Origin of the sequence: Streptomonospora alba (assembly GCF_000826685.1) — a bacterium.
GTDB classification, from domain to species: domain Bacteria; phylum Actinomycetota; class Actinomycetes; order Streptosporangiales; family Streptosporangiaceae; genus Streptomonospora; species Streptomonospora alba.
On sequence record NZ_JROO01000053.1, the window covers coordinates 13,181 to 35,325 of the forward strand.

General features: G+C 68.5%; 21 protein-coding genes. 4 read left to right on the forward strand and 17 right to left on the reverse strand.

Translation table 11 applies throughout. The annotated features are described in order from the left end of the window. Positions 1-11: 11 nt before the first annotated feature. The 7 genes from LP52_RS29035 to LP52_RS23745 all read right to left on the reverse strand — a co-directional run bounded on the left by LP52_RS29035 (position 12) and on the right by LP52_RS23745 (position 5,819). Positions 12-251, reverse strand: a complete 240-nt coding sequence (locus LP52_RS29035; protein WP_394298225.1) for a helix-turn-helix transcriptional regulator — start codon at positions 249-251, stop codon at positions 12-14. Beyond that, a complete protein-coding gene (locus LP52_RS23720) occupies positions 248-1,921 on the reverse strand; it encodes a replication initiator (protein WP_040276622.1) in 1,674 nt (557 codons plus the stop codon). The genes LP52_RS29035 and LP52_RS23720 overlap by 4 nt, the downstream gene beginning before the upstream one ends. After that, the gene (locus LP52_RS23725; RefSeq protein ID WP_040276623.1) at positions 1,921-3,348 is read right to left on the reverse strand and encodes an FtsK/SpoIIIE domain-containing protein; all 1,428 of its coding nucleotides are present in this window, start codon (positions 3,346-3,348) and stop codon (positions 1,921-1,923) included. Before LP52_RS23725 ends, LP52_RS23720 begins: the two co-directional genes overlap by 1 nt. Continuing rightward, a complete protein-coding gene (locus LP52_RS23730) occupies positions 3,348-3,599 on the reverse strand; it encodes a hypothetical protein (RefSeq protein WP_052810210.1) in 252 nt (83 codons plus the stop codon). Before LP52_RS23730 ends, LP52_RS23725 begins: the two co-directional genes overlap by 1 nt. Before the next feature lie 107 nt (positions 3,600-3,706). Further along, positions 3,707-4,144, reverse strand: coding sequence for a hypothetical protein (locus LP52_RS23735; protein ID WP_040276624.1), 438 nt, complete (start codon positions 4,142-4,144; stop codon positions 3,707-3,709). 152 nt (positions 4,145-4,296) lie between these two features. Continuing rightward, entirely contained in the window at positions 4,297-5,514 is a 1,218-nt protein-coding gene (locus tag LP52_RS23740; protein WP_040276625.1) for a helix-turn-helix domain-containing protein, read from the reverse strand. Next, entirely contained in the window at positions 5,511-5,819 is a 309-nt protein-coding gene (locus LP52_RS23745) for a putative quinol monooxygenase (RefSeq protein WP_040276626.1), read from the reverse strand. The genes LP52_RS23740 and LP52_RS23745 overlap by 4 nt, the downstream gene beginning before the upstream one ends. A 156-nt stretch (positions 5,820-5,975) precedes the next feature. Between LP52_RS23745 and LP52_RS23750 the strand changes: the two genes are divergently transcribed. Beyond that, positions 5,976-6,395, forward strand: coding sequence for an ATP-binding protein (locus tag LP52_RS23750; protein ID WP_040276627.1), 420 nt, complete (start codon positions 5,976-5,978; stop codon positions 6,393-6,395). A 42-nt stretch (positions 6,396-6,437) separates the two neighbouring features. Here the strand turns inward: LP52_RS23750 and LP52_RS26875 are convergent, their stop codons facing one another. From LP52_RS26875 to LP52_RS23755, 4 genes are all read right to left on the reverse strand, one after another. Continuing rightward, positions 6,438-7,853: an ABC-three component system protein gene (locus LP52_RS26875; protein WP_169775403.1), complete on the reverse strand. Its 1,416-nt coding sequence runs from the start codon at positions 7,851-7,853 to the stop codon at positions 6,438-6,440. 265 nt (positions 7,854-8,118) lie between these two features. Further along, positions 8,119-8,379: an ABC-three component system middle component 6 gene (locus tag LP52_RS29040; protein ID WP_394298226.1), complete on the reverse strand. Its 261-nt coding sequence runs from the start codon at positions 8,377-8,379 to the stop codon at positions 8,119-8,121. Further along, positions 8,380-9,291 carry an ABC-three component system protein gene (locus tag LP52_RS27530; protein ID WP_157036457.1) on the reverse strand — a complete coding sequence of 304 codons (912 nt, stop codon included), beginning with the start codon at positions 9,289-9,291 and terminating at the stop codon, positions 8,380-8,382. A 737-nt stretch (positions 9,292-10,028) separates the two neighbouring features. Next, positions 10,029-10,664, reverse strand: a complete 636-nt coding sequence (locus LP52_RS23755) for a maleylpyruvate isomerase family mycothiol-dependent enzyme (protein WP_202966164.1) — start codon at positions 10,662-10,664, stop codon at positions 10,029-10,031. 488 nt (positions 10,665-11,152) lie between these two features. Between LP52_RS23755 and LP52_RS23760 the strand changes: the two genes are divergently transcribed. Next, complete coding sequence (locus LP52_RS23760) at positions 11,153-11,575, forward strand: SRPBCC family protein (RefSeq protein ID WP_040276628.1); 423 nt, start codon at positions 11,153-11,155, stop codon at positions 11,573-11,575. Between the two features lie 2,166 nt (positions 11,576-13,741). On the opposite strand, the gene LP52_RS23770 is transcribed toward LP52_RS23760, so the two are convergent. From LP52_RS23770 to LP52_RS23790, 5 genes are all read right to left on the reverse strand, one after another. Further along, positions 13,742-14,650, reverse strand: a complete 909-nt coding sequence (locus LP52_RS23770) for a MinD/ParA family ATP-binding protein (RefSeq protein WP_040276630.1) — start codon at positions 14,648-14,650, stop codon at positions 13,742-13,744. A 44-nt stretch (positions 14,651-14,694) separates the two neighbouring features. Then, positions 14,695-16,020, reverse strand: a complete 1,326-nt coding sequence (eccD, locus tag LP52_RS23775) for a type VII secretion integral membrane protein EccD (protein WP_040276642.1) — start codon at positions 16,018-16,020, stop codon at positions 14,695-14,697. A gap of 84 nt (positions 16,021-16,104) precedes the next feature. Next, positions 16,105-17,208 carry a TNT domain-containing protein gene (locus tag LP52_RS23780; protein WP_040276631.1) on the reverse strand — a complete coding sequence of 368 codons (1,104 nt, stop codon included), beginning with the start codon at positions 17,206-17,208 and terminating at the stop codon, positions 16,105-16,107. 325 nt (positions 17,209-17,533) lie between these two features. Next, positions 17,534-17,836, reverse strand: coding sequence for a pore-forming ESAT-6 family protein (locus LP52_RS23785; protein ID WP_040276632.1), 303 nt, complete (start codon positions 17,834-17,836; stop codon positions 17,534-17,536). A 28-nt stretch (positions 17,837-17,864) separates the two neighbouring features. Further along, complete coding sequence (locus LP52_RS23790) at positions 17,865-18,200, reverse strand: hypothetical protein (RefSeq protein WP_040276633.1); 336 nt, start codon at positions 18,198-18,200, stop codon at positions 17,865-17,867. A 191-nt stretch (positions 18,201-18,391) separates the two neighbouring features. Between LP52_RS23790 and LP52_RS23795 the strand changes: the two genes are divergently transcribed. Together LP52_RS23795 and LP52_RS23800 are read left to right on the forward strand one after the other, a co-directional pair. Continuing rightward, on the forward strand, positions 18,392-18,910 hold the full coding sequence (locus LP52_RS23795; protein ID WP_040276634.1) for a hypothetical protein: 519 nt from the start codon (positions 18,392-18,394) through the stop codon (positions 18,908-18,910). 76 nt (positions 18,911-18,986) lie between these two features. Further along, the gene (locus LP52_RS23800; protein ID WP_040276635.1) at positions 18,987-19,328 is read left to right on the forward strand and encodes a DUF6507 family protein; all 342 of its coding nucleotides are present in this window, start codon (positions 18,987-18,989) and stop codon (positions 19,326-19,328) included. A gap of 64 nt (positions 19,329-19,392) precedes the next feature. On the opposite strand, the gene LP52_RS23805 is transcribed toward LP52_RS23800, so the two are convergent. Continuing rightward, the gene (locus tag LP52_RS23805) at positions 19,393-21,648 is read right to left on the reverse strand and encodes a terpene synthase family protein (protein WP_040276636.1); all 2,256 of its coding nucleotides are present in this window, start codon (positions 21,646-21,648) and stop codon (positions 19,393-19,395) included. Positions 21,649-22,145: the final 497 nt, after the last annotated feature.

The following is a 22,145-nucleotide window of genomic DNA, read 5'->3' on the forward strand; positions in this document are numbered from 1 at the left end:
CGTCCGACGGTTCAGGGCTGTTGCAAGACCCAGGCGTGCACCTCGTCGGGGACGTAGCGCACGTAGCGCCCGACGCGATGCGAGGGCGGGCCGGTCTCCATGTAGCGCCAGCGGTACAGAGTCTTCTCGGGGACGCACAGGTAGGCCGCGGTCTCGTGCACGGACCAGAGCTGAGACGCCGATCGTTGGCGAAGGCTGGTCTTGTCAGGAGCGGCGCCGGACGGGTCGAGCTGAGCGGTCGCACGCATCATGCGGCCCTTTCTGCGGTTGCCGAGAGTTCGTCGGATCGGTGTTGCCGAGCGGCGTCGAGCTGGGCGCGGCGTTTGAGCGCTTCGCCGACGGCCCGGAGTAGGCGGTGTTCTCGGGGCGGGACGTCGGGGTCGGTGGGGCGCGCCAGTTCCCAGGCGTGGTTGCCGGAAGACACGGAATCCAGCGCCGGAGCGCTTTCGTCGGGGTCGGCGTCGGGATCCACGCCGAGCGCGTCGAGGACCCACCGCAGTCGGTCCGCCTTGTGGTCGGCGACGGTCTTGCCCGACCACTTCCGAGACACCAGGACGCGGCGTCCGGCGTAGCCGAGATGTTCGCGCCGATGGGCTTTGTTGCGGCAGAAGCCCGGCACCATGCCCGCTTTGGCGCCGTCCGGTTGGATGCCGTACCGGAGCCAGTTGGCGCAGCGCGGCGAGCAGGGTTCGAACCGCAGGGCTTCCACGAGCCGTTCGACGTGCCGCTGTTGGGCGTCGGTCTCGACGGCGTGGCATTCGGCGATGTCCTTGGTCAGGTACTTCGCCAAATACCGGACGCACCGGTCGGCGTCCTCAGTGCCGGCCACCACGCCCTTGGCGTCAACCTGCGGCCCGAAGCGGACCACGTGCATGGGTTCGGCGTCCGGGTCGGCGTCGAGTGCGTCGAGCGCCTGTTCCCAGGTGGGCAAAACTTCGCCGGTCACAGGGTCGAGGTAGTTCCCGGTCGCCTCGTCGAAGACCGGCAGGTTCTCGCCCGCATAGACCGCCTCGTCGGCGTTGGGCCACCACACCTGGTGATACGTGGCCGCCGCGATCTGGCGCAGCTCCGCGCGCGGGATCGTGCCCCGCGTCGCCATGTGCAGGTGCGGCGCCAGCCGCCGCTGCGGCTCCACGGTCGCGAAGTACTGCACGTCGAACCCGGCCACGCGGCGCAGGTTCTGCACGAACCGGTCGACGAGCTTGGAGAAGTGCAGCGCGTCCCGCGCGGCCCGCCGGTAGTCATACGTGGAGGGGGCCACAGGTGTGCCGTCCGATTTCACGCGCCCGTAGGTGTCGCAGGTAAGCGTGAGGAACAGCGAGGGCCGGAATGTCCTGCCGGTGGCCGGATCCTCGTAGGCGCGGCCCACGGTGGTCTTGGCCATCTGCCGCTTGGGCAGGTCCGGCGCGTCCGGGCGCCGCTTGGTCGAGCGCACCCGACGCGACGTTGCCGACGAGGCGCCGCGCGAGACCGAGCCCCGCATGCCCGAGTCCGCGATCTCGGCGTCCAGGTCGGCGATGGCCTGATCCAACGCGGCCACCTCGTCGGCATCCGCCCCGCCCTCGTCGGCGAGCCGGTCCCGCTCGGCGGTCACCATTGCGCGCCGTTCCACCCACGCCCGCTGTACCTCGGACGGGTCATTCGGCGTGACAGTCGGTTCCTCGTCGAGGTGCCAACCCTCTTCGCACTGACTGCGCCGGATGGACCGCTTGCGCTTGGCACACGACGGGCACCGGGATTCCAGCGTGGAGGAGCACGGGACGTCCACGATCTCGGTTCGGCCCGTGGTGATGTCGGTCCGCCGCAGGGACACGGGCCGGATGCAGACGCCCTTGTCGGCGGCGATCTGCTCGGCCACCTCACGGGCGAGCGGTTGCGCTTGGCGCTCGGCGCGTGTGGACTTACCGGTCGGAGTAGGCATCAGCCCATCACCCCCGCAGCGGCACGTTCACCGGCCATGTAGTCGATGTCGCCATCGGTGACGAAGGCGGCCCGCACGCGCACCGGGACGGGAGAGCCTTCCAGCTTCACGAAGGCCACGCCGGGCAGGTCGGGGCTGATCAGGTGCGCATCAGCGCCCCGGTCACGGGCGCCTTCCCCGAGGACCATGTCCACCTGTGACGCCTCGTCCAGCCGGAGCGCGATCTTGTCCGGGAACAGGTTCCGGAGGTTCAGCACCTCCTTGCGCGGATCCTGCAGCGCCGCCAAGACGCAGAAGCCCACCGAGCGGCCCTGACTGGTCAGCGTCGCGATGGCGTTCTCGGCACGGCGGCGGATGTCGCGGTCGGGGTGGTAGGCGGTCAGGAACGCCACCTCGTCCAGCACCACCACGACGAATGGATCCCGCACCGAGGGCACGTGCACCCGCTTGCGGCCCGCGTAGCGTTCAGCGCGTTCCTGCATCGCCGCAACCGCCGCTTCGAGGAGGTCAACGGCGTCTTCCGCCGCATCGGCGTACCGGGCGAACAGATCCCGGCCGAAAGAAAGCTCCATCCGCTTGGGATCGATCGCCCACACCTCGGCCGTCCCCGCGCGAATGGCCGGAGTCATGGCGCGGACGGCCGACCACAGCACTGAGCCTTTACCGGCCCCGGTCACGCCGACGGTCAGCACGTGGGTTCCGTGCAGCCGCAGCCGCCACGGTTGCCCGTCCTCACAGCGTCCGACCGGCAGCGCAGCCAGGTCGATGCCGTGCGGCGAGTCCGGGACCGGTAGTGCGTCGATCTGCTCGGCGAGCATGTCCCGCCGAGGGAACTCCAGGACGAGGTCACGCGCCCCGCGTACTTCGACGCGGCAGGAGGGGGCGCCGAAGCCGTGCGCCAGCTCGGCCACCCGTTGTTCGAACTCGGCCGGGGCGGTGCCGGCCACCAGCTTCACCCGCACCCGATCGGCCCACGCCGAGCAGGTCACGCCGCGGATCTGCGGAAGGTACTGGCGTTCCAGGTAGGACTCGGCCAGGCCGGAGACCACCAGGACGGGTTGCCAGTGGCGCCGGTAGATCCACAGCCACCGCCAGGCGGCCAGCGCACGCCGTGCGAGGCGAGCCTTGAACGACTCCGGCCACCGGCGCCACCAGACCAGGAGAGCCACGTCGGCGAGCGTCCAGGCCACGGCCAGCCCCAGCCACCCGACGAGGTACGCCAGCAGCGCAGAGGCGCCCGCAGTTGCGACGGCCACGGGGAAGCGGAGCGGCAGCATGACGAGGAGCCGCACCAGGCGCCACAGGAAGCCCGCCACGACGACGATGCCCGGCGTCTCGACCACCGGAGTCGAGAAGCGGATGGTCTGCGCCGGTACCGGCGCGGTCGGTTGCACCTGCGTTGCTCCGGCGCTCTTGCGTCCCAGCATCACCGACCACCCCCGCTCTCCTCGTCGGCGCGGAGTGCGGCCAGTTCGGCGCGAGCCTCGTCGGCCACGGCACGGGTTTCGGCGTCGTCGGTCTGGTCGGCGATGCGATCGAGGATGGAGGACTTCCAGGCCACCAGGGGCGCATCCGGGCCGGTACGAGAGTCGTTGAAGACGGTGTTGCGGTGGGCGCGCAGGGCGTCCATGAACTCGGTGATCTCGCGCGGGCTGACCCGCGTTGACGGATCGGACATACTGAAGGGACACCTCTTCCAGAGATTTCGCAGGTCTCGCAGGAGGGTTGAAGGGGCGGCCGCAGGTGTTGGCGCACCAGGCCGCCCCGCTTGCGTTCAGCGGATGATCAGCCCGCGTCCTTGGATCCCGAGGCACCCGCACCGGCAGCGGCCGGAGCCTTGCGGGAGGCGGCGCCGTTGCCGCCCGGCGTCTTCACCCCGCGTGCCCGAAGCGAGTACGCGACGCGGGGACGCCGCCCGGAGTCGTCCACGTAGGGCATGACCGACATCTGCTCGAACTCGACGGGCCGGAATGGCAGGCCGGGCACCTCGTCGGGCAGGGTCGGGCAGTGCTCGGCGGCCACCTTCACCTTCACCGACTTCTGCTTGCCCCGTGCTTCGGGATCGGCGTCGATCACGTCCACCGCCCACAGCGGCAGCCCGGACACCTTGTCCATCTGCGGACGCTTGGTCTCGAAGTCGGTAATGGGCTCCACGCCGAGCGCGTAGGCACCGTGCGGGAACACCGTCCCGAACTCCACCGGCAGCGCACCCTGAATCGCCATGGTTCCTACCTCTCTACGACCCGATCACCAGGCCGGACATACGAAAAGCGTGTGGGCTGTCGCCCCTTCCAAAGCTGGAAGGCGAGCGGCGACAACCCACACGCTAACCCGTACTTTTAGTTGTGTCTAGTAGTTTGAGTACTAGTTCGTACTCAGAGTGCGCCCGTACGTCTGGCGAGCCCTTGCAGGGCCGGTCCCGCCGGGTCCTGGACGGTGAGCAGATCCCCGACGGCTTGGCGCACCAGCGGATGGCTGCGCACCTGCTCAGGCGTGATCTGCTCGGCCTGCTCCAGCGCGGAGACGGCCGCATCGGCGTTGCGCCGCTGGAGGTGCGCGCGCGCAACATCGATAAGGAACCGCCCCTGGCGCTCCGTCGACAGGCCCGAGGTGTCGACACCGTCAGCCGCCCGCAGCGCTACCCCGGCATCACCCAGTTCCACCGCAACCGCCACCTCGTGCAGGGACACGTTGGTTGGCCCGAACTCGGTGTTGTAGTCGTTGCGATCGCCCCCCAGACGCTCAGCGACCGCCCGCGCCTGCGCGATGTTGCGATAGGCGGTGGTGGCCTCGTTGCGCCGAGCCGCAGCGACGGCGCGTTGCAGAGTCAGCGCACCGAACAGCGACATCGCTTCCAACTCGCCCCGATCGGCCAGGGGAGACAGCGCCTCACACGAGGTGCCGGCGGTCGCCTCCACCTGGTCGAAGTAGCCCGCCCCTTGGAAGGTCAGGCACAGCCGGAACTCACCGGCGGCCATCAGTAGCGGCTCATCAGCGCGTTCGGCCGCCGTGATCGCCCGATCAGCAGCGATCCAGGCCGCTTCGAACTCGCCGAGCTTGCTCAAAGCCGACGAGCACGCCTGATACGTAGTGTTCAGCAGCCGGAACAGCGGCACCCGCTGCCCGTTGGGCACCGAACGAGCAGCCGCCTCCAACTCCGGAACGAGCGCTTCGAGAAGCTCGGTCAGTTCCACATACCGGCTCGCATGCGTCAGGCTCCACGCCTCGTCCACCCGATCCCGCAGGGCGTCCACATCCGGAGCGGCGGTGTCGCCATCCCCGTTGCGCAGGATGGCGCTCAATGCGTGCGCACGGCTGAGCACCAGCCGCAGGCGGCTACTGCCGGGCGCCTCCTCGGCGGTCGAGGCGACGATGGGCGACTCGGCGGCCAGCTCCGAGAGCGGCACCTCCAGGACGTCGGCGACGGCTTCCAGCACCGACATGCGGTCGATCCGGCGGACACCGCGCTCGACCTGGGAGACCCAGGCTTCCGAGCGGTCGACGAGGCCGGCGAACTCCCGTTGGGAGAGTCCGCGGCGCTTGCGGTGCTGGGCGATCTTGCGCCCGAGCGCTTTCTGATACTCGTTGCTCACCCCGTGACTCCCTTGGCGTCCTGCACCGTCAGGAAGTCGACTTCGACGGATGCGAGGTACTGGCCGCGCGCGTCGAGGAACCGCTTCACATGCGGCTGCTGCTCGTGGGCGTCGAAGGCGGCCCGGTCGCGGTACAGCTCGTAGAAGTACCGCTCAAGCGGCTTCTCCTCCACGGTGTGCACCGCGTAGACGAGCGTGCCCGGCTCACTCTCGCGGATCTGCGGCAGCGTCTCCGCCACCAGCGCATCGAAGCCTGACGCGCTGTCCTCGTCCTTCAGCGTGAACCGCACCGCCAGTCCGAACATGGCGTCTCCTCACCTCACGTCGACATCTCTAGTCGCACTAATTGTCTTCCAAACGTAGTGCAAGTACCAGGCACCTAATGTACGGTAGCCGTACTTATAGTACTAGAGATGCAGCTCACTGTCTTGTGAGGTGCCGAACTCACCGAGGTGAGCCCTATGACCCTCCACCCCAACGACGCCGACCGGACCCGCGTCGCCGCCTGCCGCTGGTTCCCCGGAAGCCCCTCCTCCGTGCGGGACGTGCGCCGGTTCATTGCGAACCGACTGGCCGACTGCCCCGAAGCCGACGACGCCGTCCTCGTCGCCAGCGAACTCGCCACCAACGCCATCCAACACACCGAGTCGGGCACCTGGACGACCGGCTTCCTCGTCATGCTGGAACACACCGAGGACGAGGGTGCCCTGATCACCGTCCACGACGCCGGCACCACGTCCAGCACGCCCTACGTGGAGGACTTCAAGCCCGACACAGACTGCGGACGCGGTCTGACCCTCGTGAACGCGGTCGCCAAGAGCTGGGGCAGCCAAGGCGGGCCGGCCGAACGCATGAGCTGGTGTGTTGTGAGGTGTCACTAGCTTGCTTGGCGCTCCACAAGCGGTACACCAGGTACGTAGTGACTACTGAAATCGGATGCCGAACAATCCGCCATTGTCGTACTTATCAGTCATGCGAGCCGCTTCATGGTAAGAGACATCGAAGCCCTCATCAAAAGCCTTCTGCAGGTCGTCCGAATTCAAGCAAACAATATACTGCAAGCCTTCATTGTCGGCTGCCTCGGATGCCACCTTCAGTGCATTCGCCAATTGCCTACCCTCGACCCCATCATAAAGATGGCTATCATGAACTAAGAAATCTGGACCGCGCCCGTTTCGCTTGGCTGTCACCGCCATAGTCAAGTCGAAACAGAACATGGCCATACTTCTAACGCCTTCGCTGGCGTCCCCGCCAATAAATGGCGAAAAGGTGTAACCTGATTTTGAGGGTTCTATAGCCAAAGATGACGGTCGACGACTACCATAAAGTGCGTAAGCAAAACTTGCGAAAGTATCGGCAATGCGCTCGATCTGCGATGCCCGATCCGTCAAGTCATTACTTACCTGCATCTCAAGCTCAGCAGATCGCAACTGCAGGTGCCTGTTACTATTCTCCCACCTGTCGACGACCGCGCGACGTTCCTGCAATTCCGAAATTCTCCCCGAAATGGCTCCTAACTCCTGCTGTAGTTGGTTGTAGGTCTCTAGTGCGCCGCCAGATTCGAGGAGCCTCATAAGCTCGCCTCTGCGACGATCTAATTCTGCTAGGCGCATCCTGTCTGCGTCGATCTCTGCCGCAAGTGATGCTCTCTCAGAGTCTAAGTACCGACGTCGGTTGTTCACTACCGAACGGTGGAATTCTGTAACCTGTTCAAATCTCCGGATGACAGATCCAGGTAGTGTTATCCCAACATTGTCATACACATCGCGAAGGTATTCATAATCTAGCTGCTCGGAATCTTCTCGTTCGATAGATTGTTCAATATCGCTGAGCCTCCTTCCGTCCATCACCAACTTATCGTTAAGAGAACGAATGTCCTTGCTTAGTTGGTCCGCAAGCTTTCGATTCTCCGAGTAACGATCGACGACTTGAAAGTTGGATATTTGACTTTGAAGGGTCTCTCTTTCTATGTCTAGTGTGCGAATTTGAGCATCTAAGTCCTGAGCACGTCCCAGGGTCATACCCAGGACAGGATCCCGAGCAGCCTTTTTTAGGTCCTTGAGACTTTTTTCAGCCTCTCGTAGCTCTTTAACTTGAGAGACTAGTCCAGTATCTAGAGAGAACAGATGTGCAAGAGTCGACAGCGTATCGACTTTGGACTGCTTGCTATGTGTTTCAGTCGGGTTGGCGAATCCTCCATTCGCAACGTCTCTAAGATAGAAAGAAATAAGTGAACGATACGAAGGATCGAAGTCGCTCCCCTCCAGGCCAAACAATTCGTTGCCGAGTTGTCTACGCCAATCGGACAGCTTTATACGTACGTCATCTACCTCGAGCATCCCGTGTGTCTCACCGGACCGAGCGACCAGGTGCCGGCGAGTATTAGTGGAAAACTCCAAGAAGAAAGTTGACTTATCTAGCTCGGGGATCCTTGTAACATGGTTAGGACGTGCGGTAGCACCGAGTAGGAAGTCTAGGATCTTAACTAGGCCGGTTTTGCCTACAGCGTTTCTGCTGTCGCTCGTACGGGCTGTCTTGGTTCGGTCTGCGACAACAATATTGAGCCCTGGACGAAACGATGCGCTTTTAAAGTTAGGAAGATCACTAGACAGTCTTTGAAGCATGAGATGTCCTAACCAACTGCTCCTCCTGGAAATCGATGGCACCGACAGTAAAGAGAAAGTCCAAGGCCAAGGAAAACCACCAGAACGGGACTGATGACTCTAATTTGTTATCAATCCGCCATTTCGAGAATCTTTCCCAAACTGCACTGACAGAACCGGGGTGCTCAAGCTGGATCAAAATTTGAGCTCCCACAGAGATAATGGCCTGGTCGGTTCCAATGGCCTTGGACGGTAGTAACATTTACGAACCCTCGGGAGGAGCCTTAAAGATTTCACACTGTTCGAAGAAGTACGTTACGACCATCATGGCTGCACTCCTTTCTTCAGCACCTCCTTCCCTCCCGGGGAACGCCTCAGCAATCAATTCATCACATAGTGCGTGAAATACAGCATCTGGGTTCTGTAGCTTTGCCAAGAGACCATCATAGCGCTCACGAAGGTTCTGGGACACCGAATCCTGTTCCCCTGGCGAACTTCTTTGGAAGAAATACCGAACATGATCCGTATGAGGTTGTATCCTTAGTATAAGTTGGACTACTTCGTCGCTGAACTCATTATGCTCTATCTTCCCGTAAGGGACCGGGGGGATACCCTCAAGATCGGTAGAGAGGCGCGTCCGAGCAAGGGACTCGACGCAACGGGCAATGTATGTCATTCCTGCCGGATGATCAGTAGGAGGAGCACCCAACAGGTCGCACAATTGTTCGCGTGTAATATCTTCCGTACAGTGGTCCCACAAGACTTGAGGAGGCCAGCATTGAATTTCTACATCATCAGCTTCTTCCTGTAGATCCATCATCCCCTCTACAACCATATATGCAAGACCGATATAGTTGTTGTGCACAAAAGCCCACTTCTGCATTTTATCTTTCCAGTAAGTTCTCGCAGAAGTGAAATCAGTTTTCATTTTATTTTTTACATAATCTGGTTTTGGGTTCGTTGCTCCGTAGCAAGCTAGCATCAACCCTTCGACCCATCCGTCACACCCCTTGTCTCCCCTTCCCGAAGGATCCACCTGATAGAACTTTCCTGGGTGCCTGGCCTGCATAAATTCGGTGACGAAATTTTGCCATTCGAAGCTGCTCTTCAGATGGCTCCGGGCCATAAACACACTACGGAACCATGCTCTATCCTGAGCGTCAGGCATTCCCATCGAGTCACACCGTTTCCACTGAGACTTGTGGGGGCAGTGTAGCTCCGTCCTCCTTCATTTTTAAGACTTTGGACTAATTCGTTGCCGAATCTGGCCATATGGGATCAAGGGCGACGGCGCTCCGCGCCGTCGCTACCGGCTTGCCGTCCGCCGCTCGGGCTGCGGGCTGGCGCCCGGTCCCGAGCGTGCGGACGGCCGCCGGGGGTCGCAGCACCGCGCGCCGCTTGGACCACATTCGCCCCATCGGGGTCGCGCCGTCGCCGGAACATGGCCAGTCAGAGCGCCGACAGGTTCGCATCGGAAGCCGCCCTATGGTCACTGGCGTTCTGGGTCCCGAGGCACTCGGTCGCGCGACTCTGTCTGTCTCGGTTGCCGGCACCGGCGCGACCGCGCACCTCGGACCGGGGACGTGGTTGCTCGCTACTGTGGTTGCCGAGAGAGTGGTTGCGCGTGCGCGCGTAGCCGACCATTGGCGCTGGTGGCCGCGATGGCTGAAGTTCCGAGCGGATGCACATTAGATGCACACGGCATCGAGAAGGCCCGGGAAACGGTGCGAACCGGCGCGCAGGCCGACGCCCAGCTCAGCGGCGGTCCGGGGGAGTGGCCGCAGCCCAGCAGCACCCCCGCAGGCTAACGATAGGTTAGGGGTTCGATTCCCCTCGTCGGCTCTAATCCTGCCCGAACTAGCAGGTCAGGGCAGCGACACGACTCCTCTGCCCGAGGACTCCAGGCGGCGGTCACATGCGTTGCGCGAGGAGTCGGCAGCCGGGGCCGGCGAGTTCCGAGGCCGCGTCGGCGCGGCCTGCGATCGCCATCAGGACGGCCTCGCCCGTGCCGCGTACCTCGGGACCGCTGCCGTTCGTCCAATCCAGGTCGGTCGCGACGAGCGTCAAACCCCGGGCCCGCTTGGCCGCACCGATGGGCGGGGCCTGCAGCGCCAAACCCAGGGCGGTGCGGAGGCGGTCGTGCGGGATGTCGCGGGGCAGGCCGAGCGGGCGGCGGATGTCCTGCTGGTGGATCATCCCGTCGACGAGGGCGATCATCCCTCCGCGCAGCGCGGTCAGCCCGCGGGGGCGCTCGTAGGCGCGCATGATGCGCACCAGTTCGGCAGGGCTGCGGGAGTACTCGGCGACGCCGATCGCGTTGGCCTTGTCGGGGCTGAATCCGGCGCGGAGCAGCCGCAGGAGCGTGCGGGGCCAGCCCAGCTCGTCGTAGCTGATCACGTGAGCCACGACGTCGCGTACGCTCCAGCTCTCGCACAGGCTCGGGGCGTCCCATCGCTCCGGCGGCAGCGAGTCGAGCAGGTCGGCGAACTCGGCGCGTTCCCGCATGGCCATGGCCATCACATCGGCTTTGTCACCCTGCTGCGTCATAGCGCCGCCTCAACGAGTCGCGAATCGAGCCGATGCGGGAAGCCGGCCCGGCGGCCGCTGCCACGCCCGGCGCGGGTACGCACCCCTTCGTCCCGCTGATCCGCAAGTATCGACTGAGGGCCGAGCACGGTCAATCACCCGTCCGCGCTGCCGCCGAGGCAGGGCCCGGCGAGTGATCCGCCTCGCGCTCGGGACCGATCGCCCGCTCCTCGGCAGGAGTCGGCTGGGGGCCTCGCGGAGTCCGGCGTACGAACCGACGGGAGCAGTCCGTCCCTCTTCCTGGGACCCCCGGTCCTGCCTCCAAGGCTCTTGGCCTTGATCGTACATTCCTAATTGGTTATATTCCTCGTGTAGCAACAACAGGCGAGGTGTCGGCCGAACCCCGGCCCCGGGAGCTCCTCGGTCTGTCGCCCGTCGGCGAAGGCCTCAGCACCCGCGACCCTGCACCTGGACACCCTGCCGGACCTACGCGCCTCGGAGGAGCAACCGTGGACGAACCCCTGCGCCCAGTCGGAGACCGGTGGGCACTGCGCTTCGAGCGGCGCTTCGCCCACCCGCCGGAGAAGGTGTGGCGCGCCATCACCGAACCGGAGCACCTCAGCCGGTGGTATCCCTTCCCCGCCACGGAGCTGGATCCGCGTGTGGGCGGGACCATCCGGTTCAGCGACGGCGAAAGCGCCGAACTGCAAGCCGAGATCACCGAGTTCCTGCCGCCGAAGGTCTTCGCCTTCCGGGAATACGACGAAGAGACCGGTACCCACGAGCTGCGCATCGAACTGCACCCCGACGACGACGGCTGCCGAATGGTCTTCACGCACACCTTCGCCGACAAGACCTGGGCCGCACAGACCGAGACCGGTTGGATGCACTGCCTCGACGCGCTCACCCGGGCACTGGACGAGTCGGTCTAAGAGGACGCCTCCGCTGCCGCCCCTCCCGTGCCACAGAGGACGGGCGCTCAGCGGTGCCGACCGGGAGCCGGGCCAATCCGCCCAGGCCCCCGGCCTGGCCGGGGATGTAGTCGTCGGCGCGGGCGACCGGGTTCGGGTCCGTGGTCCGCTCGGCGCCGTGGACGGGGCCGGGCGGACGAACCGATTCCAGGCCGTCGGCCGGGCCCCGGCGTCGTGTAGCGATGTCAGGTGCCGTGTCGGCGGGGTCGCCCGTGCGGCTACGAGGCGCCCGAGCGGCCCCCGAGCCGGACTCTGCCGCCGGTGGCCTTGAAGAGGGCCCTGGGCAGCGGCGAGACCGGCGCCCCGGGCAGTTCGCGCAGTCGGCGTTCGAAGGAGCCGGGCTGAGCCGTGGGGCGCCGCCCCGACGGCGACGGCGCCTGCCCCGTCCCCTCGATGAAAGCCCGTGCCTCCGCGGAGCCGGGGACCGCCGTGACCGGCGAGCCCGCCCGGTCGGCGTAGGGCTCGGAAGGGCGCTGCGCGGTGGAGGACGGCGAAGCGTGCGGTGAAGCGGCCTCCGCGCCGGCTGTCGGCGGGCCCGGCGCGGTGCTCGCGGCGAAGTCGGCGGTCGGCGCCGGCGGGTCCCCCGGTCGGTGTGTGGACGGGGCGGACGGGCCCTCAGGCGGCGCGGGGTGCCGGAACGCCGGCTGCGGGCCGGACACCGGCGTCAGGCGCGTCGTCTCCTCGCCCGGCTGGGCGGTCGCGGCGGCCGACGGCGAGGCGTCGGGCCGGTGCGGCCGGCCAGGGGCCGACGATCGTGCCTGCTGGGGATGATCCTCGGGCCGTGCACCCGCGGGCGGGTACGGCGCCGGGTCCGACCCGCCCGGGGGCCGGGCCTGCCCGCTGCCGGTGGAAGCCTGTGCCTCGGACGGCAGGGGACGGCTCGCCGGGCGCGACGGGTCCGCGCCGACCTTCCCGGCCGCAGGGCTGCCGGGGGCCCGGGACCACGGTGAGTCGCCCGGCGGCCGCTGCTCATACCGGCCGCCACGCGCCTCGTCCTCCCGGGGCCAGGACGCCGGGTACGGCCCCGAGGCAGCGGGACGGTCGGGCGAGGCGTACGGATCCTGGCGCCCCCCTCGCATTCCGGCCTCCTGAGGGCCGGTCGCCGGGCGGGCGGTGCGGGGCTCCGCCGCGGTGCTCGGCGCCTGCGGCACGGCCGAAGCCGGAGTGCTCTGCTGCTGCGTACCGGTCGGCCCCTGAGGCGTCGGCGGCTGCGGCGCAGGGCCCTGCCCGGGCGCGGTCCCGGGACGCGCGGTTCCCTGCTGCGCGGAGTGCGGGTGCCCGGGGCCGCCGGACTGCGGAGCTTCGTGCGACGGCCCCGCCGCGCCGAGGATGTCGCTGCGGTCCAGCTGGACGGTCTGTTCCTCCGGGCGGGGTTCGGCGGAGGCGGGGGAGCCGCCCGGTCGCCGGGTTCCGGTGGCGGGGTCGGCGGTCCCGGACTGCTGGGGGCCGGAGGCGGGCCGAGCCGTGGCGTCAGGCTGGTGGGGCCCCGCGCCCGGTTGTCCGGGTGCGGGCCGACGCTGCAGCGGATGGGTCTGATCCTCGGGCCTGGCGGACGTCGGCTCGCGGGACTCCGCCTGCTGCCGGTGCCCTCCGGGCCCCTGGACCTCCGCCGCCGTCCGTGCGCCGCCTGCGGGGCCGCCACCGCCGACGCCGCCGGCCCCATACGCTCCGCCTGCGGGCCGTTGCGGACCTGCTCCGCCCATCGTGCCCGCGCCGTCGGCACGGTGCGGTCCGGAGTGCGGCCACGGGGGGCCGCCGACCGCCCCGGCCTCGTTCTGCGGCGCGTGCCTGCCGCGGGGCGCGGGGTCGCCGCGGTCGGGCCGGCCCGGCTCCCGCCCCGCCTGCTGCGGCCCCCACCGGGGGTCCTCCCGGTACCGGGCATACGGAGGCGGGGGCACGTCGAAGTCCGCGTACGGGGAGGTGTCCTCGCGTGGTGCCTCCGGCGCGTGGGCAGCCGGGGACGACCGCTCCCGCGGCTCACCGCTGTCTTCGTGCTCTCCGTTCGGCGGTCGGTCGGGCATGGTCGCGCACTCCCGGGCGTCGGTTCGGGGCGGGTGGTGCCACCGCACCCCGACGAACATCGTCACACGGACCCGGCCATCACCGGGCCGGTCCGCGGTACCGGCCTTACAGCGACCGGCGCAGGCATTCCGCGGCGATCCGGGTCGCCGTCGCGTGCGTTGCGGCGGAGATGCGCGAGGGATCGATGCGCGTCCCCTCCGCGAGATGCCGGTCGAAGCCGAGCCGGAACACCTCCGCGCCACTCTCGCGCAGGATCGCAGCCGAGGCCGGATAGTCGAACGCGGGGTCCTGGCCACGCGTCTGCTCGGTGAACACAACGGCGATGCGGTTCGGCAGCGTCTCGGCCCCGTTGGCCGCCATCCAGTCGAAGGCGCGCCCGATGCTCGCCGCACCGTCCCGAGTGGAGGGGACCACCAGCACGTGGGCGTGTGCGCTCGCCTGCGCGGCCCGGTTGAGGCCGTCGGTCATGTCGGCGGCGCGGTCGATGACCGTCGTCCCGAAGAACCGGGTCAGCGGCAGCACGGCGCCCCGGTAGCGCCCCGCGTCCAGCCGCCCCTGCGCCATCTCCTCCTGCAATCCCGGCAGCAGCCACAGCCCTTCGCCGATTCCCTCAAGGCAGTGCGCCACATCGCCGAAGGAGTCGGATTCGATGGCGTCTCCCGCCAGGCCCGGCGCGCCGGACGCCTCCGCGCCCAGCCGCGGCCCCAGTCCGCTGTTGCCCGGTCCCAGGTCCAGCGCCAGAACCCGGTCGTAGCGGTAATGCGCGAAGACCAGGGCCAGCAGCGCCGTCACCGTGCTCTCCGCCGCCCACCCCTGCGGCCGACTCACCACGATTCGGCGCCCGGTGACCAGGGACCGCTGCAGCTCGCGCCCCAGCCGCACCGGCTCCAGCACGTCCTCCGGCGGGCGGAACGGGCGTGCGGCGCCCCGGCCGACCCGGCGCAGCAGCGAGTCACCGTGCCGGGCGGCGCGGGTGGCGGCCGTGCCGGCGGACGGTTCCGCGCTGTCGTGCATCGTCTGGCCTCCGAAAAGCGTGTTCCCGCGGTGGGTCGCAACGGTCAGAAGGTGTTGATGAGCCGCTCGTAGGTGCCGAAGGAGCCGATCGCCACCGGGATGAGCACGACGACCGCCACCGCCTCGAACCGGTTGGCGATGCGCCGCAGCCGCGCCCTGGTGTGCTCGGGCGGATCGACGGACAGCACCACCGCGGGAATGAGCAGCACCGCCAGCAGCGCCCCGATCGACGGCCACAGTGCCCAGGACGCCAGGTCGACCCAGTTGACCGCCAACGCGATCACGGTCACCAGCGACGCCGCCATCAGCGGCGCTTTCTGCAGGATGAGGGGGAACAGCCGCGAGCGGCTGGCCACCACGATCGCGAGCAGTCCCGCCAGGCCCGCGGTCCACCCGTTCAGGTCGGCGGCCAGCCCCACGCCGGCCGCCGCCGCCGACACCGCGGCCGCGACGGTGGATACGGTCATCGTGCGGTGCGCGCCGGCCAGGGCCTTCATGACATCGGTGCGCGCCACCGCCGAGCCCGCGCCGCGCCGGTCGTCCAGCGCCGTCAGGCCGGACGTCGACATGGCGAAGCGCAGAATCAGGCTGAGCACCACTACGCACGCGATCGCCGCCACGGCGCCGACCTGGGAGTGCGACATCCCGACGGCGGAGCCCCCGGCCCACACCGCGGTCAGCGCCAGCGTGACAGCACCGCCGATGGTCCCCCCGCGCCCCAGCGGTGTGGTCAGTCCCAGGCCGATCACCACACCTCCGGCGATGCCCGCCAGGCCGCACCACAGCACCCAGCCGGGCCAGCCGTAGAGCCCCGCGGACAGATGCACCGCCTCGCCGGCCAGCATGCCGCCCGCGATCGCCACCGCCGTGCCGGCCGGCTCCCGCCAGGTCGCCGCAAGAGTCCAGCCCAGGGCCAGAAGCGCCGCCGCGCCGCCGCCCAGAGCGACGACCCCCGCGGCGCCGCCGGAACCCGTCCACAGCAGCGAGCCGACGGCGAGGACGAGTGCGGCGACCGCCACCGTTGCGCTCCACCGGCGGGCGGCGGCGTTCCACCGGCCCAGGTCGCCGTCGAGGACGTCGCCGACCGCGTCGGGCACCTCGTGGACGACCGGCGCGGGGACGGGCTCGTCGATGCGCATCAGCCGCAGCACGTCGCCGTCGGAGATGCTGCGATCGGCCAGGGTGGAGTCGCTGTCGAGGTGTACGCCGGAGGCGGTGGCCAAGTGCATGGGCAGGGCCGGATTGCGCGCCTGGTCGCCCATGAGCTTGAGCACCTCGGGCATCAGCGCGCCGATCGGTTCCTGAGCGGGGAGGACGGCATCGACGCGGCGGTTCTCACCGACGAGTGTCACGCGGCTCCAGGACGTCATCGAGCCCTTTCCCATCACTACTTCGCTGCGGTCTCCGCGCGGTCGGGGCGCGGACTGGGGTGCGGCGCCGCGTCGGCGGCGGGGTCAGGCGGGCACCTCGCTCGCTTCGACCCGTTCGAGGTAGCCGTTGCCCAGCAGCCAGCGGATGCTCGCCAGCGCGGGAGGCTGGACGAACCCGCCGGCGTCGACGGCGAATCGGACGCCCCCGCCCGGGTTGGCGCCTTCGCTGGGGGAAAGCGACGCGTCGACCTGGAAGGGGTGGATCACACGGTATCGGTGGTAGGCGTCAGCGGCGGAGTCCGCATCCTGCCCGGTGCCGTCCTGCGCTCCGGTCTCGGGCTCGGCGCCTTCCTCCGCGCCCGCGGAGGGTGCGGTCGGTTCGGGCACAGGGCTGTCGTCGGGGACCGTGGAGGTCCCGAGGGCGCCGCGGGCGATGTCGGGCAGCCCGCGCTCGCCGAACGGCTGGCCGTCGGGGAAGAGCAGCGAGCCGCTCTCCTGGCCGAACGCGTCGACGAGCGTGCCCGACTTCAGGGTGACCGGCGCGCTGTCGCCGCTGCCGTCGCGCAGCTGTGTGCGGACGTCGCCGAGGAACGTCTCGGTCTGCTTCCGGGCCTGCTGCTCCTCGGATGCGCTCAGCGGCTGCGGCTCGTCGTCGACGAGCGTGAGCTCGCCGTAGAGCCAGCGGGCGGCCTCGTCCTCGGTCGGGAAGTCCGCGCCGGTGCGCCCCTGCTCGTATTCGACGATTCCCGCGGAGTAGCCCCGATCGTTCTCGGTGAGCAGGTAGTAGCTGGTGGCGGTGCCCTCGGCGGGACGCGGTTCGCCGGGAAGCACGTGGAGCTCAGGCGGCACGCCCGCGCTGTCGAGTTCGGCCGCGAGCATGTCCATGGTGACCTCGCCGCCCACCCAGTCGGCCGGCACGGGCGCCGAGGGCGCGGGCGGCGGCGCGGACTGGGCCTGCTGCTCCTGTTGGGAGGCCTCCTCCTGATTGCCGAGCTGATACTGCAGAAACGACCAGCCCACACTGCCGGCGCAGGCGACGGCGGAGACCACCAGGCCCGCGATGATCTTGCCGAGGTTCTCGTCGAGCCTTCGCCGGGTGCGCTGGGGACCGAACAGCACCGCCTCCCGGAGACGCTTGCGGCGCACGGCGACCGATTCCAGCAACTGGCTGTCGTAGTCGCGGGCCATCAAGCCTCCTTTGCGGAGCGGGCGGCGGATACGGTCCGTGTTCGCGGGAGGGGGCCGCGTGGCGGACGCAGGGCGCGGGGAGGGGCGTCCGCAAGATTACGAGGGACGGCGCGGAGCCTGAGCACGCCCCGGCCGCAGGCGCGCAGGGACTCGCGGAACCCGGTCGTCCGCGGACGGCTCGGCCGCCGACCCGGGACGAGGGGAGCGACGGCGGTCGGCGCGCGGTGCCGACCGCCCCGGCGATCCGTTCCGGACGGACCGGCAAGGCCGCGCCGACCGGGTGAGGGCGTCGGCGGGGTCCGTCCTGGGCGGTGGGAGCGTGCGCCTAGATGGACTGCACGGCCGCGTTCGCCCGGGAGAGGGACTCCTGGGCGGTGCCGTCGTTGCTTTCGAGGGTCTGACGCACCAGGCGGATGATCTCACGCACCTCGTTGGCGGCGTCGTGCCACTTCTGCTCCTTGGCGCTGTACTCCGTGTCGACGCCGTCGGCGAGGAAGTCGGACATCGCGGTGGTGACGTCGCCCTCGTGCTCGCCGATCAGACCTTCCAGGCGCGTCATGATCGAGTGGATGTTGGTCTGCGCCTCCTCCGAGGCGCCGATGTCGTAGCTGTTGCGTCCGGCAGTCATCGCTTGTCCTCCTCAGCCGCGGATCCGGTCAGGCCGTGCGGAACTTGGCGGCGTCGAAGTTCGCCGCCCCCATGTTCTTGTTGGCGTCGTCGGCCATGGTCTGGTTACCGCTCATGAAGGCCTGCTGCATTCCGCCTTGGCCTTGGTTGATCGAGGTCAGGCCGGAGTTGAGGTCGGCCGTGATCTCGTCCGCGCGGGCCTTGAACGAGTCGAACGCCGCCTTGCCGGAACCGTTGAACCGTCCGGCCAGGGGCTCGGCGGCGTCGATCAGCTGCGTGATCAAGGTGCCGAGTTCGTCGCCCGTTCCCGAGGTGTTGCGGGTCAGGGTGGTCAGGGTCTGATCGCCGAAGTCCCAACGTGACATCTGTTCACCTGCTCCTCGGTTTCCTGCTGTGTTCCGCGAATGGGACGCCTCCGCCGGGCCACCGGTTCCGGCGATCCGGAGCAGACGGTGAACGCCGACGATTCCTCGAGACAGCGATTATATGGGTCATAATGACGGGCGGCAGTCGGCTGCCATCGGTAGGTGACAGCGCGAACCTGTGGGGGATTCGCATGAAGTTCGAAGTCGTCGATCCCGCTGATCGGCCTGCTGAGGACGGTGTCGAGACGCCCGCCGGCGCGGGTTCCCCGCCGTCGGCGCGGCCCGGCGGCGACGTGCCCGGAGCAGGCGCGGCCGAGGCCGCAGAGGCCGCTGCGGACGACGGATGCGCCGCGGACGACGCAGGCGGCGATCAGGCCGAGGACGAGGCGGAGCAGGATCCCCAAGCGCGGCTGACGGCCTCGACCCGTCGGCTCTCCGCCCAGGCCAGGCAGGGCGCCGCGCTGGTCGGCGACAGCCTGGCCAAGCTGGCCCACCAGGTCGCCGAATTGGAAGTGGCCGACACCGGCCACAGGCCTGCGCCGGCCCCCTCCAGTTTTCGCGCCGACCGGTTCGGCACCGGCCGCCTCGCGGGTTCCGCCGGTGTCGGCGAAGCGGCATCCTGCATACGTCCGCCCCCTGCCGTACCGGGCGCGGAGGTTCGCGATCATTATGGAACCGGGCGTGCTTCGGAAGCGCCCAATCACCGATGACCGGCATTGAGCAACCCACGACGCGCAGCGCCATCGCTCGGGGCGGTGGCGGGAGACGGGAGCGGGAGGGAGCAGCGTGAGCGCATGGGACATCCAGCCCACTGAGGTCAACGGCATCCTGCAGACGGTCGGCGGGCACGTCGGCGGCGAAGACGGCGAGGGCGGCCTCGTCGCCAAGATCGATACGTTCGGCGAGCACGTGAGCGAGGCCGGTGCCGCCGCAGCCAGCGGCCCCATCGGCACGGCGCTGGAGGAGTTCGTCGGCGAGTACGGGCCTGCGCTGCAGGAGATGGTCCTCAAGAGCGGCAGTTGCATCCAGGGATGCGTCGACGCCACGAGCGCCTACCTGAACGGCAACCTGCAGATGGCCGCCGACGCCCAGGGCAATGCCGGAAGCATCGAGGATTTGGGCCTGTAGCGGCCCGCGCGGTCCCTGACCGGACGGGGCGGCGGGACCCGGTCGGCCCCGCCGCGGCCCTCGGTCAGCTCGGCGCGCCCCCCGCCGCGGTCAGCGGCGAGCGCCCGATCCGTGCCGCCGAGGTGCCCAGGCCGGTCGGCCCCCACGAGAACCCCTGCCGGGGATCGGGGGCGTGCTTGTGCCGCAGGTAGTCGTCCTTGTAGCGCCCGCACGCGCGGTGCCATTCGAGGATCCCCGACATCCAGTCCTTGAGCCCCTCGGCGTGACCGGTGATCACGGCGCGGGCGCGGTCGTCGAGTTCCCAAGCGTCGAGGAGGTCGTCGAGTTCCGTCGCGAGGATGTGCTCGAACTGCTCCATGCGGGCCCGCGTGAGGTCGACGACGATGTCGCGTGCGGTCTCGCGGGCGACATCCAGGAAGTTCTCCGTCACCACGACCAGGTTGTGGACCTCGCCCTCGAACTCGATCTCCTTCTGGTAGGAGTGCAGATCATTCACGAAGCACGCGTAGTCCTGCGCAGCCGTTTCGAGCTCGCGCAGCGTACGCGTCCGGCGGATCCCCTCGGGGATCTCCTCGGCGTGCGCGAGCCACGAAAGGGAGATGGTCATGTCCGAGCCGAAGGTGCGCCGGCGCATCTCGATGTAGTCGACCGGGTCGGGCACCCGGTTCTGCGCCTGGTTGTACAGCTCCCACACCCAGCTGTCGGCCATCTCCGCCACCGCCGTGCGGAACCGGCGGCGCGAGTCGGGGGGCATCGGCCCGGCGGTGCGGCGCCACAGGTCGGCCAGACCGCGTTCGAGCGGGTTGGCGGGCTCGGGGGTCTCCTCGCCTTCCAACGGCATGAACTGCCGCAACCGCTCGCTCTGCAGCTTCGCGGCTTCGACGCCGCGGGTGGCGCCGAACCACCGCGGGTAGGCGTCGTCGCCGTAGGTGCCCCAGACCAGCCAGGCGCTGGAGAGGCGGAGCTGCTCGCGGGTGCTGTCGGCGTGGATCATCGAGCCGCAGTAGGCGACGTCGTTGGCGCGGAAGTTCTCCTCGTCCCACACCGCGGCGGCGCCCAGTCCGGGCACCGCCGCCAGCATGCCCATCTCGCGCGCCCATTCGAGCGAATACGAGCGCGCGTCGTCCAGGTGGGGGCTGAGGCGGATCGGGAAGGGCATGTACAGCGGTTCGCACTCCAGGGGGCCCGTCTGCGGCAGCAGCGGTTGGGAGTGCTGGCGCGACCTGCGGCGCAGGCCCGGCTCCAGGGAGGTGAACGCCGGGCGCCCGGCCGAGGTGCCCAGGCCGGTGGGGCCGCTGAGGCCGCCCGAGCGTGCCGTGGCGCCCTCGTTCATGTACCGGCTGGAGCGGGCGTGCCACTCGTGCCCGCCGGCCTGCCAGTCCTGCAGGCCCTTGGCGAACGCGGCCACGGCGGCCTGCTGTTCCGGCGGCAGACCGTGCTCGGCCAGCAGCGCGGGCGTCTCGACCAGGGCGGTGTCCTCGAACTGCAGCATCCGCGAGGTGAGCAGGTCGTTGACCAGCTCCGCGGCCTCCTGGGTGGAGCAGTCGAAGAACCGCTCGAAGACGAGTACGGCGTTGGAGTTCTCGCCCTCCTCGCGCACTTCGCGCTGGTAGGAGAACAGGTCGTTGCGCAGGTGGACGGCATCGGCGAAGGTGTCGACGAGAACGGTGACCGGCCGCGAGCCGGTGATCGCCTCCGGGACCTCGGCGTCCGCGGCGACCTCGACCAGGTTGGCCGACCAGGGCGCCCCTCCCACCCGGCGGCGCATCTGGATGTACTCGATCGGATTGGCCACGCGCTGCCGGTTGATGTTGTCGAGCTCCCACATCGACTCGACCATCAGGTTGTGCGTGCTCAGTGTGAAGCGCCGCCGCCAGTCGTCGGAGCGGTGCGGCACGGTGCGTTGCCAGAGGTCGCGCAGCGCGGTCTCGGCCGGGTTGGCGGGCTCGGGCGGCTGCTCGCCGTCGGCGGTCATGAAGCGTTCGAGCCGCTCGACGTAGGCCTGCCCGCCGGCGAGGTCGCCGGTGTACTTGAACAGTTCCAGGAAGTGGTCGTCGAAGAAGAACACCCAGACGTACCAGTCGGTGATCAGGTCGAGGGTGGGGCCGTCGCAATCGGGATGGGTGTAGGCGCACAGCAGCGCATAGTCCATGACGGCGAGGTCGTGCTCGTTCCACACCACGCCGCCTCTGGGAGCGGGGGCGTCGAGGATCCCCATCCGCTTCGCCCAGTCCATCGTGTGCCGGCGCGAGCGCTCGACGTGGGGATTGATGCGGGCCGGGTGCGACAGGTAGAAGCCGGGCAGTGTGAACGCGTCCATCCGCGTACCTACTCTCGTCGACCGACTGAGGCGGAAGTACCCTCCGGATCCTATCGGTCGCGCTCCGTCGTGTGCGGGTGTTCCCGTTCGCGAATGCGCGCAGTGAGGCGGACGTGGCTCCGGGGGAAGCCTGGTATGCGTAGAGCAGGCGTTTCGCGGTTTTTCGCGCACGGTGTGCGACCGGCGGGGCGCATGTGCCGGTCGCGAATGGAACGGAAGGTGACGGTGTCTGGGGTTCCACGGCAGGCGCTCCGGTGCGGGTCCGGGTCGACGGATCGGCTGCCGCGTCGCGGTTCCCACTCTGTTCCCCTCCGGAACGGGATTCGGAGGTCCGGGACCGGCATGAATCCCTGGCCGGAAACGGACAGTGTGCTGCGGGAGGCCCGGAGTGAGCGGTTTCCTGAGGGCGACCCCGTGACCCGTGGTCGTGCCCGAGTGAAAGAAGTGAGTCTGCGAGTTCCGGCGGTGGCGCTTTGAGTGAGAAGGTGGTCAGTCCC